This window comes from Pseudomonas sp. B424 (assembly GCF_055408345.1).
Window position 1 is genome coordinate 55142 of sequence record NZ_JBUZTL010000019.1, and the last position, 11837, is coordinate 66978.

Genomic DNA, 11837 nt, shown 5'->3' on the forward strand with positions numbered 1-11837 from the left:
GGTCAGCGGACAGTCTGTGTCTTTTGAAGTGAACTTGTTTTGGGAGGGGGAAGCTGGAGAGTCCGGGGGGGATTCAAAATGTCCCCTAAGGTGGTGGGACCAGGTTTCAGAAGCACTGAACCTTTGAAAAAAGTGGAGCGGGTGGCGGGAATCGAACCCGCGTGATCAGCTTGGGAAGCTGGAGTAATACCATTATACGACACCCGCTCAGAGCGGCTGACTTTGTACCAGAAGTCGGCCTTGATGAGAAGTTTTATTCTTGAAAACGGTCGTTTGCAGTGATTTTTTCGCCTTTTTGTTTGTTCTGATCCCCGTCAAAGGCTCTGTGACAGGGCTTGGGAGTGTACCGGTTGCAAAAAATCCAGCAGGGCGGCTTTGCTGTTGTGGCTGGCGGATTTGTGCTCCATATCCAGAAAGTGCCCGGTGTTTTCCAGGCTAATGAAATGGCTGTTGGCAATCGGTTGCGCAAATTGATGGGCATCGCTGGCCACGGTGTATTCGTCCCACTCGCCATTGATAAACAACACCGGGATCTCGATGCCTTGGGTGGCCGTGAGGAAGCCCTGCTGGTCGCTATTGAGCACGTGGTTTATATGAAAGTGCATTTGCGCGTACTCATGCTCGGCCAGGGTGCTGACATGCCGAAAGTTGAAGCGCTTGAAGAGCGGCGGCAAGTGCTTGCCCAGGGTGTCGTTGACCAGGTTGCCGACCTGGGTTCGATTGCACGCGGCCAGGCAGTGGCGGCCGCGTTCCAGGTAGTCGCGCATGGCTTCGTTGATCCGCGGTGAAAAGGAGCTGATCACGGCTTTTTCAATACGCCGTGGCGCGCTGGCCAGTGCGGTCAGTGCCGCAGTGCCGCCCCATGAAAATGACAGTAAGTAATTGGCATCAAAGTGTTCGATCAGCTCCAGCAGAACCTGTGCCTCCAGCTCTCTGGTCAGCATTTTCTGATGCCGGTTGTGGGCCTTTGATTTGCCCGCGTAGGGCTGGTCGTAGAGCACAACGTTTAAATGCGGGTGCAGGTTTTTCAGGGTCTGGGCAAACGAGGCCGTGGTGGCCATCGAACCATTGACCAGGATGATGGTGTTTTCTGCGTTCTCGGCGCGGTAGAACTCGGTGTGAATTCGATACTGGCCTTGAATGTCGAGCACGGCTACTTCGGGCTTCATCATGGCGTCGGACTCCAGTGAATCGAGCGTCGGTCAATCTGATAATGCGCCGCGAATGTGACAGGCATGAGGAGGGCTCAATCCGCGCCCGGGTTCAGAACAACAGGATTTGCGCAGGGCTGAGCGCCCGGTATTGCCCGGGGGCCAGCTGGCTGTCGAGCACCAGTGCGCCGATGCTTTCGCGGTGCAGGCGCAGGACTTTGTTGTCGAAGAAGCCAAACATGCGTTTGACCTGATGATAACGACCCTCAACGATACTCAGGCGCGCACTGCGTGGGCCCAGCAGCTCCAGTTCGGCGGGCTGGGTCGTCAGGTCTTCATAGGCGAAATAGACGCCCTCATTGAATTTGGTGACGTACGCAGCGGTAATTTCCTGCTCGGTCTCGACGTAATACACCTTGGGCAGTTTGGTCTGTGGTTGGGTCAGACGGCGCGACCAGTGACCATCATTGGTGATCAGCATCAACCCGCTGGTATTGAAGTCCAGCCGGCCTGCGATGTGCAGTTCGTGCTTGTCCGGCTCGTCCAGCAGATCGAGCACGGTAGGGTGCTCCGGGTCCTGGGTGGCGCTCACGCAACCAGGCGGCTTGTGCAGCATGAAATAGCGTGCAGGTTTGCCGGCCTGCAAGACTTGACCATCGAACTCGATACGGCTGAATGCCCGGATTTCGTGGCGCGGATCGCAAATGATCTGTCCATCCACCTGGATACGTTTCTCTATCAGTAGCAAACGTACTTGCTGGCGGTTGAACTGGGGCAAGTTGCTCAGAAAACGGTCTACGCGCATAGCGATCAATCACAAGGAATACAGGTGTGCATCTTACGTGAGGTGCCTGGGTTGCGCTGTCGGCAATTGGTTTTGAACCTGCGCGCAGCGAGGGCACAGGCATGTCAGGTCGCGTTGTGAGAGTGGCAAGGCCTGGATGATCTCGGGATCAATGCTGACGCCATAGCACCAGCAGGGTTGATCCTCGGTGTCAGGGTTTGCCATTGAACAATCGTTGCGAGCGCCACAGGCGGGGCAAATATCGGGGGTGGTCATGTCGGGGTATCCGTTGGGTGACAGGCGTTCGGTCAGTTTAGGGCAAGCGTTGTGCAGGGCGTAATTTGCTTCTTGGCAGAGGGCACCGAACCTCGTTTTTGCAGTCTTAAGAGATGTCAGACAGTGTTGCTGTTTGTCGCCTCCCAGCGTCGCTGGGGGTGCCCTTTCGCGGTCCAGGAGGCCGCCATGTCTCGTCGTCTGCTCTCTATCATTGCAATTGGCTTGTCCTTGTCTGCCTGCGTTCCTTATTACTCGGGCGGCGGCGGTTATTACCGCTCTGAGGTCTATACGGTTCCTGCCCCTTATTACTATGGCGGCTACGGCCCTTACTACGAGTATCCCCGTGGGTACCATGCGCCGCCTGCACGCTATTATCAGGGCCCGGCGCATTACCCTCAGGCGCCTGGTTATCGGCCGGGTCATGGATCTGGTTATCGTCATGGTTATGGGTCGGGCCATGGTGACGGCCACAATGGCGGATGGGGCTGGGGCCGATAGCGATGTTGACAATGGGGGCGGGCTTTTCTAGTGTCCGCCCCATTGTTTCTCAGGATGTAGCCATGACGTCGGATGACCGTATAAAACTTGAACCTGTCTGGAAGCAGGCTCTACGTGAAGAGTTCGATAAACCCTATATGGCCGAGCTGCGTGAGTTCCTGCGTCAGGAGCATGCGGCCGGCAAAGAGATCTACCCGCCGGGGCCGCTGATCTTCAATGCCCTTAACCTCACGCCGCTGGACAAGATCAAGGTTGTGATCCTCGGCCAGGACCCTTACCACGGGCCGGGCCAGGCGCATGGGTTGTGCTTTTCAGTACAGCCCGGTATCCCGACACCGCCTTCGCTGGTCAATATCTATAAAGAGCTCAAGCGCGACCTCAATATCGACATCGCCCCCCATGGCTGCTTGCAGCATTGGGCCGAGCAGGGTGTTTTGCTGCTCAATACGACAATGACAGTGGAACGCGCCAATGCCGCGTCCCATGCCAAAAAAGGCTGGGAGCACTTCACTGACCGGATTATCGAAGTGGTGAGCGAGGAGCAACCCAAGCTCGTGTTCCTGCTGTGGGGCGCCCATGCGCAAAGCAAACAAAAGCTGATTGATGCAACCAAGCATCTGGTGCTGACCTCTGTGCACCCTTCGCCGCTGTCCGCCTATCGGGGGTTTATCGGTAACGGGCACTTCAGTCGCACCAACAAGTTCCTCGAGCAAAACGGCTTGTCCCCGATCGACTGGAAACTGCCGCCGGTCCAGGCGTGAATGCTTGTGTGGTGGGTGCCCGGGATCGCTGATATCAGCGATCCCGGGTCCAGTGCCTGAACAGGGGTTCTGCTAAAAACAGTACGAAGATCAGGCGCATCACCTGCAAGGCTGTGACCAGGGGTACGGACAGTTGCAGTGTTTCTGCCGTAAGGCTCATTTCCGCAATGCCCCCTGGCATCATCCCCAGTGTCATGGAGCGCAGGTCGAGCTGGGTCAGGGTACTCAAGCCCAGTGCGCAGAGACTGGCGATCAGCATCGTCAGGGCTGTGCCCAGCAGTGTGCGGCCGATGAAGGACGGTGCCCGGCGAAAGAACGCCCGATTGAAGTGACAACCCAGCCCGCTACCAATCAACCATTGCCCCATCTGGCTGCTGCCGTCGGGCAGGCCGATATGCAAATCCCACAGGATACTGGCGCCGGCGCTGATCAGCAGTGGCCCGAACAGCCATGGGTTTGGCTGGCGCAGGCGTTGCCAGATCCAGGCCATCAAAGCCCCTGCCGGAAACAACAGCGCCAGCCAGTAAAAGTCGATCGAGGCGGGCTGCAAGGCGGGAGCGCCTTCGCCCAGCAGGTACTTGAAGGCTGCCGGGACGCACAGCACAACCATCAGGACCCGAAGGCTCTGACCTGCGGCGACGCGGCTCAACACGGCGCCATTGCGTGCGCCGAGGTTAACCATCTCACCCGAGCCGCCGGGCATGCTGGAGAAGAACGCAGTGGCACGATCCTCGCCACTGCGGCGCATCAGCCAGACACCGATCACGCTCGAGACACTGGTGAGCAGGGCGCCGGCCAGAATCAGCCAGAAATGCGCCAGCACCTGCTCCATCACCGTCGGTGTGAAGTGCAGGCCGATACCGATGCCCACAATCCACTGCCCGCATTTACGCCCGCCCGGAATCTCGGCCAGTTGCCAGGGCGTCAGGCAACGTACCAGGATGATCGCGAGCAACGAGCCAACCATCCATGGCAATGGCCAGCCGATCAGGCTGGCGAGGTAGCCCCCCGCCAAACCGACCAGCGGCGTCCCCCACCAGTGTTTGAGTCCGGACTCAAGCATCGGCCAGGGCACGACGTTGGGCGCTGCGCTTGCGCCAGATACGCAGCACGGGCATCAGCAACATGATCGCTGTCAGTACCCAGACGCCCAGCGTGATCGGGCTGGCCCACAAGATTTCCAGTGCACCGTTGGAAATCGACAGGGCGCGGCGCAGGTTTTGCTCCATCAGCCCGCCCAGGATGAACCCCAGGAGTACCGGCGAAAGCGGGAAGTCGAGCTTGCGCAGGATGTAGCCGAAGATGCCGATCCCGATCATCAGGAACAGATCGAAGGTTGTGGCGTGTACTGCATAGACGCCAATCGCCGTAATGATTGCGATCACCGGCACCAGCGCCCAGTTGGGTACCGAAAGAATGCGGGTGAAGATGCGGATCATCGGAATGTTGAGGATCACCAGCATGACGTTGGCGATGAACAGCGAGGCGATCAGGCCCCAGACAATATCCGGCTGCTGTTGAAACAGCAGCGGGCCCGGGGTGATGTTGTACAGCGACAGCGCGCCGATCATCACCGCGGTGGTGCCGGACCCCGGAACACCCAGTGTCAGCATAGGGACCAGTGCGCCGCAGGCCGAAGCTCCGATGGCGGTTTCGGGTGCCGCCAGACCTCGGCTGTCGCCCTCGCCAAATTTGCCCGAGGCACCTGCCAGGCGCTTCTCGGTCATGTAGGCCACGGCGCTGGCCAGTGTGGCGCCTGCACCCGGCAACACGCCCATGATGAAACCGAGCACGCCACAGCGGATGTTCACCGCGAACACCGCAGAGGCTTCCTTGAAATTGAACATCATTCGCCCGGTTGCTTTAACCGCTTCCTGGCCGCGATGGGTTTTTTCCAGCAGCAACAAGATTTCGCTGATGGAGAACAGCCCCAGTACCAGCACGACAAATTGAATGCCGTCAGTCAGGTGGATGTTGTCCCCGGTGAACCGGTAAACACCGCTGTTGGCATCAATTCCCACGCACGCCAGAAACAGGCCGATCAGCGCTGCGATAAAGGTCTTGAGCGGGCGATCGCCGGCCATGCCGCCCAGGCAGACGATGGCAAACACCATCAGTACGAAATACTCCGCCGGGCCGAAGGCAATTGCCCATTTCGCCAGCAGCGGGGCAAACAGCACCATGCCGCAGGTGGCGATGAAGGCGCCGATGAACGAGCTCCAGGCAGACAGTGAAAGCGCAACGCCTGCCAGACCCTTGCGGGCCATGGGGTAGCCGTCGAGGGTGGTCATTACGGTCGAAGCTTCGCCCGGAATGTTCAGCAGGATCGAACTGATGCGACCGCCGTATTCACAGCCCAGGTACACCGCGGCCAGCAAAATAAGCGCAGATTCGGGCGGCAGGCCCAGGGCAAACGCGATCGGGATCAGCAGAGCGACCCCGTTGATCGGGCCAAGCCCGGGCAGCAATCCGACCACGGTACCGATCAGGGTGCCGCACAGGGCGGTAATCAGGTTGTAAGGGGTGAGCGCGACGCCGAAGCCCTGGCCCAAATAGCCAAAAGTATCCATATCAGTTCTCCAGTACGTCGAGCAGGCCAAGCGGCAGCGGAACGTCCATGGCTATATCAAACAGTAAATAAAGACCGACGCTCATCAGGCTGATGATCACGATGCTGGGCAGCCAGCGCCCGCCGTACAGGCGCGCCATCGGGATGCCAATCAGGATGCTGCTGATGATGAAACCCAGGGTCTCGAACGTACCGGCGAAGACCAGTAGCAGCACCACACAAAGACCGATCTTGGTCAGGGTTTCGCGATCCAGTTTCGGGTCGTCTTCGCTATGCACCACGGCAGAAGGGCGAAAGATCATGTAGAGCAGCCCCAGCCCCATCAAGGCCAGCATGAGCAAAGGGAAGGCGCGAGGGCCGACAGGTTCATAGGAAAAAGCTGCCTGATAGGGCCAGGCCATCACTGCCAGTACGATGCAGACGATGAGCAGCCCTGAGGCAAAAATGCGTTGTGCGAGCATGATTTACTCCTGGGGTGTGCCCCGATACGCAAGGGCACAGCCAGCGGTCAGCGACGGTTACTGGATCAGGCCGAATTCCTGGGCCAGGACTTTGTAGTCAGCTACCTGCTTCTTCACGTAGGTATCCAGCTCCGGGCCGGTCATGGCGAAGGGGAAGAGCTGGCGCTGGTCGCGCAATGTGGCGAAGTCTTCGGAGGCCAGCAGTTTGTCGAAGGCGTCTTTCCACCACGCGTAGTCCGCATCGCTGACCTTTGGCCCCAAATAGAAGCCACGTACAACTGGCCACACGATGTCGTAACCCTGCTCTTTGGCCGTCGGAATGTCCTTCATCTCGGGTTCGTCGAGGCGTTCATTGGCAAACACGGCGAGCAGGCGCATATCACCGCTCTGGATATGCGGCATGGAGTCGGAAATGTCCGTACTACCCACCTGAATATGACCACCCAACAGCGCGGTTGCGATTTCACCGCCGCCTTCCAGGGCCACATAACGCAAGTCACGCGGATTGATCCCGGCGGCCTTGGCGATCAGGGCGGTTTGCATCCAGTCCTGGCTGCCCACGGTGCCGCCCGAGCCAATCACCACTTTGCTCGGATCTTTCTTCAGGGCTTGAACCAGATCATCGAGGTTTTTGTAGGGTGAATCGCTCTTCACCGCAATCGCACCGTAGCTGGTGCCGACAGCCGCCAGCCAGCGCACGGCGCTTTCATCGAAACGACCGAATTTGCCTTGCGCCAGATTAAGCAGTGAACCGCTGGACCAGGCTACCAGGGTGCCACCATCTGCTGGCCGCTGGGCGACAACGGCGTTGTAGGCAACGGCGCCCACGCCACCGGGCATGTAGGTCACGCGCATGGGCTTGCTGAGCAGCTTTTCGTTGATCAGCGCGCTTTGTGCCAGCTTGCAGGTCAGGTCAAAACCACCGCCAGGGGAGGCCGGGGCAATGCATTCCGGGCGTTTGGGTTCAGCCATGAGTTGGCCGGCGAAGAGCATGCAGCCGGCAGCGAGAGAGAGGGTGCGCAGGGATAGATTCATATCGTCTCCAGTGGAGTTTTTGTTTTTAGAGGGGTAGGTCAGTTGTTACTGAAAATCGCAGGTGTCGAGCCGTGCATTACCCGTATGGCGGACAAACGGCGGGCAACATAAAGCCATTCGCAGGTGCCGCGAGGGTTTGGCAAAGTTCAAGGTAATTACAGAGGCCACGGGCCTTGGGCTGAGGATTCAGCATGCAGGGTGCTCCACTATTATTCTTATTAGCGAAAACGCTTCGAGGCGTTTTTCGGGCCGCTACGGGGTCATGGCGGCAACAGGGTTTACTGTCAGTCTCGCGATGCTAAACGACCAACCTTTCGCTAACCTTTCAATAGTCATTCATTGTTTTTGGGCTTCACAGCACCCCCTCCGTCTGTACACTCCGCGCACTGAAAGGCCTCGGCCTGTACAAAAATAATGAGGAAAACCCGATGCGTGTGCTTTTGGTCGAAGATCAGCTGCAGCTGGCCGAGAGTGTTGCCCAGGCCTTGAAAGACACGGGCCTGACCGTCGATGTATTGCACGATGGTGTGGCCGCCGACCTGGCCTTGAGCAGCGAAGAATATGCCGTGGCGATTCTGGATGTGGGGTTGCCGCGCATGAACGGTTTTGAAGTGCTGGCGCGCCTGCGTGCCCGTGGTAAAACCCTGCCGGTGTTGATGCTCACGGCCCGCAGTGACGTCAAGGACCGGGTTCACGGGCTAAATCTGGGGGCCGATGACTACCTGGCAAAACCTTTCGAACTGACTGAGCTGGAGGCCCGGGTCAAGGCCCTGCTGCGCCGTAGCGTGCTGGGTGGCGAACGCCTGCAGCAATGCGGGTCTCTGGTCTACGACCTGGGTACCCGGCGCTTCACCCTGGCGGATGAACTGCTGACCCTGACCTCCCGCGAACAGGCGGTGCTCGAAGCCCTGATAGCCCGGCCGGGGCGTGTCATGAGCAAGGAGCAACTGGCGGCCCAGGTGTTCGGCCTGGACGAGGAAGCCAGTTCTGATGCCATCGAAATCTATATTCACCGCCTGCGCAAAAAACTCGACGATCAGGGGGTGGCGATCGTGACCTTCCGGGGTCTGGGGTACCTGCTGGAGGGGCGCGATGTTTAAACTCGACAGCCTGCGCTGGAGCCTGCTCTGGCACCTCACGCTGTTGCTGGTGGTACTGATGCTGGCGAGCGGGCTGAGTGCCTATTTCAATGGTCGCGAGGCCGCCGACACCGCGTATGACCGCACCCTGCTGGCGTCGGCGCGCACTATTGCGGCCGGTCTGTCGCAACGTGATGGCAGCTTGAGTGCCGATGTCCCTTACGTTGCGCTCGATACCTTTGCCTACGACAGCGCCGGACGTATTTACTATCAGGTCAACGATATTCACCAGCGGCTGATTTCCGGCTACGAAAATCTGCCCGCGCCACCGCCCGGCACGCCGCGTACCGATGACTATCCCGCTCTGGCGCGTTTTTATAACGGCGAGTACCAGGGGCAGAATGTGCGGGTCGTGAGCCTGCTCAAAGCCGTGACCGAGCCGAGCATGAATGGCATGGCGGAAATCCGGGTCGCCGAAACTGACGAAGCGCGAGTGGCCATGGCCCGCAGCCTGATGGCTGACACATTGCTGCGCCTGGGCATGCTGGGGCTCGGGGCGTTGCTGGTGGTGTGGTTTGCCGTAAGTGCCGCGTTACGTCCTCTGGAGCGATTGCGCAGCGCCGTCGAAGAGCGTGAACTGGATGACTTGCGCCCCTTGCCCCTGGTGTACGTACAGCGGGAGTTGCGGCCATTGGTGCGAGCACTCAATCACTTTACCGAGCGTTTGCGCGGTCAGTTCAAGCGTCAGGCACAGTTCATTGCCGATGCCGCCCATGAGTTGCGTACCCCTCTGGCGGTGCTCAAGGCCCAGCTCGAACTGGGTTTGCGAGCGAGCGACCCGCCGACATGGCGCACTACTCTGGAGCAGGCCACACAGGGCACGGACCGCCTGACCCACCTGGCCAACCAGCTCCTGTCGCTGGCGCGAATCGAAAACGGAGCGCGGGCTATCGCCGAGGGGGGCGGGCAGTTACTGGACCTCAGTCAACTGGCTCGCGAACTGGGCATGGCCATGGCGCCGCTGGCCCATGCCAGAGGGTTTGCGCTGGCGCTGGAGGCCGATCAGCCCGTCTGGTTGTACGGTGAGCCCACCTTGTTGCACGAGCTGCTGAGCAATCTGGTGGACAACGCCATGGCTCACTCACCGGTGGGGGGCAATGTGGTTTTGCGAGTCACCGCCCCCGCGATACTGGAAGTCGAAGATGAGGGGCCGGGTATTCCCCATGAAGATCGCGAGCGTGTGTTCGAGCGTTTCTATAGACGCAGCCAGCAAGTGGCCGGGACGGGGCTGGGGCTGGCGATCGTCGGCGACATCTGCCGCGCACACCTTGCCCATATCAGCCTGCATGATGGTGCGCAGGGCGGGTTGAAGGTACGGGTGAGTTTTGTGCCGGCCAATGGTGATCGCAGGTAGACCCTAGATAAACATCCAGCGTGCTTCGTTCAGTTGTTCTTGCAGGTTCGGGTTGTCAGCGTCCACCCCCAGTTTGTTGAAGGCGGGCAGGGCGCTCAGCGCCTCGATGTCCTGGTGCATGAACACGGTTGCGACTTGCACCAGGTCGATGTAGTCAACGTTTTTGGACTGGCGGGTAACGTCCTGGTATTGGCCGGGAATCTTTAGCAGCATTTCCGGGAACTCCCAGCCCGCCAGCAGCTTGTCGCCAATCAGCGGGTGAATGCTCTCAATGACGTGGTTCAGTGATATCGGGTCGGAGAGCAGTTCATTGTGTTCTTCTGCGTAGGTCAGGATGGGCAGTACGCCGATTTGATGCACCAGGCCGCCCAGTGCCGCCTGGTCAGGTTTGAGTGACGTATGGCGGCGGCACAGGGTGTAGCAAATGCCCGCCACCTCCAGGCTTTGACGCCATACGTCGCGCATCTTCTGCTCGACCACTTCCGAGCGGGCATGGAAGATTTGCTCCATGACCAGCCCGATGGCCAGGTTGCTGCTGTAGTTGACGCCCAGGCGCGTGATGGCCGTGTGCAGATCAGTGACCTCGCGGGTGGCGCGCAACATCGGGCTGTTGACCACTTTGATCAGCCGCGCCGCCAGTGCGGTGTCACGACCGATGACCTTGCTCAAGTGGCTGACGCTGATTTCAGGGTTTTCTGCTGCCTTGCGGATGTTCAACGCCACTTCCGGTAGCGTGGGCAAAACCAGGTCATCTCGATCAATGGCCTTGACCAAGTCCATTTGGACTTTGTGCGCCAGCATGCTCATTTCTCTGGGGTACTGCCTTTCAATATGTGGCAATCAACGCTGGATTTCGCGATCACGGTCCAGCTGATACGGCAATTCGAGCAGCGAAAGCGCGGGGCCTTGCAGGTCCCCCACGTGGATATCACCTGCCTGGGCCGCATCGGAGGTCAGCACGGCCAGCAGCTCGACACCGTTTTCTGCTTTCGCGCCGATCACCACTTCGCCCACAGCGCTGTTGTGAGTAGGGGCGAACAGGGGGGTTCCCGGTGCAGGTACCTCATTGCCCGCTTCAAGCGACAAGCGGTAGAGGTGACGTTTGAGTTTGCCCAGGTACTGCATGCGCGCGACGATTTCCTGGCCGGTGTAACAGCCTTTTTTGAAGCTGACACCGCCCACGGCTTGCAGGTTGATCATTTGCGGAATGAACATTTCGCGGGTCTTGTCCATGACCTGGCCAATACCGGCGCGCACCTGGCCGAGCAGCCATTGATTGAGGTCAGCTTCAACCAGCAGTGCTTTCAACTGCTGTGTCAGGCTTTCGCCCTGCTCGATCGGGGCCCACAGCTCCGCACGGCCTTCGGAGGCGCGAATGGCGATCAAGCCGTTGGCGCGAGCGACACTGTCGGTTTCGGCGGGCAGGTCCAGGCCCAGACTTTGCAATGCTGCGTCTGCCTGACCCAGGCCAAAACGCACCCAGTTGGCGCTGTCGTCAGTCAGTTTGGACTTGGAGAACACGGCGTATTTTTTCAGGTCCGCCAACTGCGGCTCGACCAGTTCACGCGCCATGGCCAGCAGGCAGCCGTTGTCCTGGAGCAGGATACGGAAGCTGGACTGCATGCGGCCTTTTTGTGTGCAACGGGCACCAAGGCTGGCGCGGGTTTCGCTCAGGTAGTTGAGATTGCAGGTCAACTGGCCTTGCAGAAACTTGCTGGCGTCGTTGCCGATAACAGCAAGGATGCCTTCGTGGTTCAGGGTGCAGAAAAAAGCAGAGTCGGCCATGGGTCATCGCAGGTAAATAAGTCT

13 protein-coding genes and 1 tRNA gene are annotated in these 11837 nt (G+C 59.3%); 4 read left to right on the top strand and 10 right to left on the bottom strand.

The genetic code is table 11. From position 1 onward, the window contains the following. Nucleotides 1-133: 133 nt before the first annotated feature. The 4 genes from ACZRMS_RS19435 to ACZRMS_RS19450 form a co-directional block, all read right to left on the bottom strand. Nucleotides 134-207, bottom strand: a tRNA-Gly gene (locus ACZRMS_RS19435). Nucleotides 208-314: 107 nt separating this feature from the next. After that, complete coding sequence (locus ACZRMS_RS19440; protein WP_463996668.1) at nucleotides 315-1169, bottom strand: alpha/beta fold hydrolase; 855 nt, start codon at nucleotides 1167-1169, stop codon at nucleotides 315-317. Nucleotides 1170-1263: 94 nt separating this feature from the next. Next, nucleotides 1264-1956 carry a pseudouridine synthase gene (locus ACZRMS_RS19445; RefSeq protein ID WP_463996623.1) on the bottom strand — a complete coding sequence of 231 codons (693 nt, stop codon included), beginning with the start codon at nucleotides 1954-1956 and terminating at the stop codon, nucleotides 1264-1266. A gap of 33 nt (nucleotides 1957-1989) precedes the next feature. Then, nucleotides 1990-2211 carry a cysteine-rich CWC family protein gene (locus ACZRMS_RS19450; protein WP_463996624.1) on the bottom strand — a complete coding sequence of 74 codons (222 nt, stop codon included), beginning with the start codon at nucleotides 2209-2211 and terminating at the stop codon, nucleotides 1990-1992. A gap of 186 nt (nucleotides 2212-2397) precedes the next feature. Between ACZRMS_RS19450 and ACZRMS_RS19455 the strand changes: the two genes are divergently transcribed. Together ACZRMS_RS19455 and ung are read left to right on the top strand one after the other, a co-directional pair. Beyond that, nucleotides 2398-2709, top strand: coding sequence for a hypothetical protein (locus ACZRMS_RS19455; protein ID WP_463996625.1), 312 nt, complete (start codon nucleotides 2398-2400; stop codon nucleotides 2707-2709). 62 nt (nucleotides 2710-2771) lie between these two features. Continuing rightward, nucleotides 2772-3470: a uracil-DNA glycosylase gene (gene ung, locus ACZRMS_RS19460; RefSeq protein WP_463996626.1), complete on the top strand. Its 699-nt coding sequence runs from the start codon at nucleotides 2772-2774 to the stop codon at nucleotides 3468-3470. 34 nt (nucleotides 3471-3504) lie between these two features. On the opposite strand, the gene ACZRMS_RS19465 is transcribed toward ung, so the two are convergent. From ACZRMS_RS19465 to ACZRMS_RS19480, 4 genes are read right to left on the bottom strand one after another with little or no spacing between them, the layout of a single operon-like run. Next, nucleotides 3505-4533 (bottom strand): AbrB family transcriptional regulator, encoded by a 1029-nt coding sequence (locus tag ACZRMS_RS19465; protein ID WP_463996627.1) that lies wholly within the window; start codon nucleotides 4531-4533, stop codon nucleotides 3505-3507. After that, nucleotides 4526-6040, bottom strand: coding sequence for a tripartite tricarboxylate transporter permease (locus ACZRMS_RS19470; RefSeq protein ID WP_463996628.1), 1515 nt, complete (start codon nucleotides 6038-6040; stop codon nucleotides 4526-4528). Before ACZRMS_RS19470 ends, ACZRMS_RS19465 begins: the two co-directional genes overlap by 8 nt. Before the next feature lies 1 nt (nucleotide 6041). Continuing rightward, nucleotides 6042-6500, bottom strand: coding sequence for a tripartite tricarboxylate transporter TctB family protein (locus ACZRMS_RS19475; RefSeq protein ID WP_463996629.1), 459 nt, complete (start codon nucleotides 6498-6500; stop codon nucleotides 6042-6044). Nucleotides 6501-6557: 57 nt separating this feature from the next. Continuing rightward, nucleotides 6558-7535 carry a Bug family tripartite tricarboxylate transporter substrate binding protein gene (locus ACZRMS_RS19480; RefSeq protein ID WP_463996630.1) on the bottom strand — a complete coding sequence of 326 codons (978 nt, stop codon included), beginning with the start codon at nucleotides 7533-7535 and terminating at the stop codon, nucleotides 6558-6560. Nucleotides 7536-7963: 428 nt separating this feature from the next. On the opposite strand from ACZRMS_RS19480, the gene ACZRMS_RS19485 reads away from it, so the two are divergent. Next, nucleotides 7964-8635, top strand: a complete 672-nt coding sequence (locus ACZRMS_RS19485) for a response regulator (protein ID WP_048359860.1) — start codon at nucleotides 7964-7966, stop codon at nucleotides 8633-8635. Continuing rightward, complete coding sequence (locus ACZRMS_RS19490) at nucleotides 8628-10028, top strand: sensor histidine kinase N-terminal domain-containing protein (protein WP_463996631.1); 1401 nt, start codon at nucleotides 8628-8630, stop codon at nucleotides 10026-10028. The genes ACZRMS_RS19485 and ACZRMS_RS19490 overlap by 8 nt, the downstream gene beginning before the upstream one ends. 3 nt (nucleotides 10029-10031) lie before the next feature. On the opposite strand, the gene ACZRMS_RS19495 is transcribed toward ACZRMS_RS19490, so the two are convergent. Both ACZRMS_RS19495 and ygfZ read right to left on the bottom strand, forming a co-directional pair. Then, nucleotides 10032-10835 (bottom strand): HDOD domain-containing protein, encoded by an 804-nt coding sequence (locus ACZRMS_RS19495; protein ID WP_463996632.1) that lies wholly within the window; start codon nucleotides 10833-10835, stop codon nucleotides 10032-10034. Between the two features lie 33 nt (nucleotides 10836-10868). Continuing rightward, the gene (gene ygfZ, locus ACZRMS_RS19500; RefSeq protein WP_463996633.1) at nucleotides 10869-11813 is read right to left on the bottom strand and encodes a CAF17-like 4Fe-4S cluster assembly/insertion protein YgfZ; all 945 of its coding nucleotides are present in this window, start codon (nucleotides 11811-11813) and stop codon (nucleotides 10869-10871) included. Nucleotides 11814-11837 lie beyond the last annotated feature (24 nt).

Coding starts and splice junctions, on each gene's coding strand:
- ACZRMS_RS19440 (WP_463996668.1), bottom strand. CDS start 1,169: ATGAAGCCCGAAGTAGCCGTGCTCGACATTCAAGGCCAGTATCGAATT.
- ACZRMS_RS19445 (WP_463996623.1), bottom strand. CDS start 1,956: ATGCGCGTAGACCGTTTTCTGAGCAACTTGCCCCAGTTCAACCGCCAG.
- ACZRMS_RS19450 (WP_463996624.1), bottom strand. CDS start 2,211: ATGACCACCCCCGATATTTGCCCCGCCTGTGGCGCTCGCAACGATTGT.
- ACZRMS_RS19455 (WP_463996625.1), top strand. CDS start 2,398: ATGTCTCGTCGTCTGCTCTCTATCATTGCAATTGGCTTGTCCTTGTCT.
- ung (WP_463996626.1), top strand. CDS start 2,772: ATGACGTCGGATGACCGTATAAAACTTGAACCTGTCTGGAAGCAGGCT.
- ACZRMS_RS19465 (WP_463996627.1), bottom strand. CDS start 4,533: ATGCTTGAGTCCGGACTCAAACACTGGTGGGGGACGCCGCTGGTCGGT.
- ACZRMS_RS19470 (WP_463996628.1), bottom strand. CDS start 6,040: ATGGATACTTTTGGCTATTTGGGCCAGGGCTTCGGCGTCGCGCTCACC.
- ACZRMS_RS19475 (WP_463996629.1), bottom strand. CDS start 6,500: ATGCTCGCACAACGCATTTTTGCCTCAGGGCTGCTCATCGTCTGCATC.
- ACZRMS_RS19480 (WP_463996630.1), bottom strand. CDS start 7,535: ATGAATCTATCCCTGCGCACCCTCTCTCTCGCTGCCGGCTGCATGCTC.
- ACZRMS_RS19485 (WP_048359860.1), top strand. CDS start 7,964: ATGCGTGTGCTTTTGGTCGAAGATCAGCTGCAGCTGGCCGAGAGTGTT.
- ACZRMS_RS19490 (WP_463996631.1), top strand. CDS start 8,628: ATGTTTAAACTCGACAGCCTGCGCTGGAGCCTGCTCTGGCACCTCACG.
- ACZRMS_RS19495 (WP_463996632.1), bottom strand. CDS start 10,835: ATGAGCATGCTGGCGCACAAAGTCCAAATGGACTTGGTCAAGGCCATT.
- ygfZ (WP_463996633.1), bottom strand. CDS start 11,813: ATGGCCGACTCTGCTTTTTTCTGCACCCTGAACCACGAAGGCATCCTT.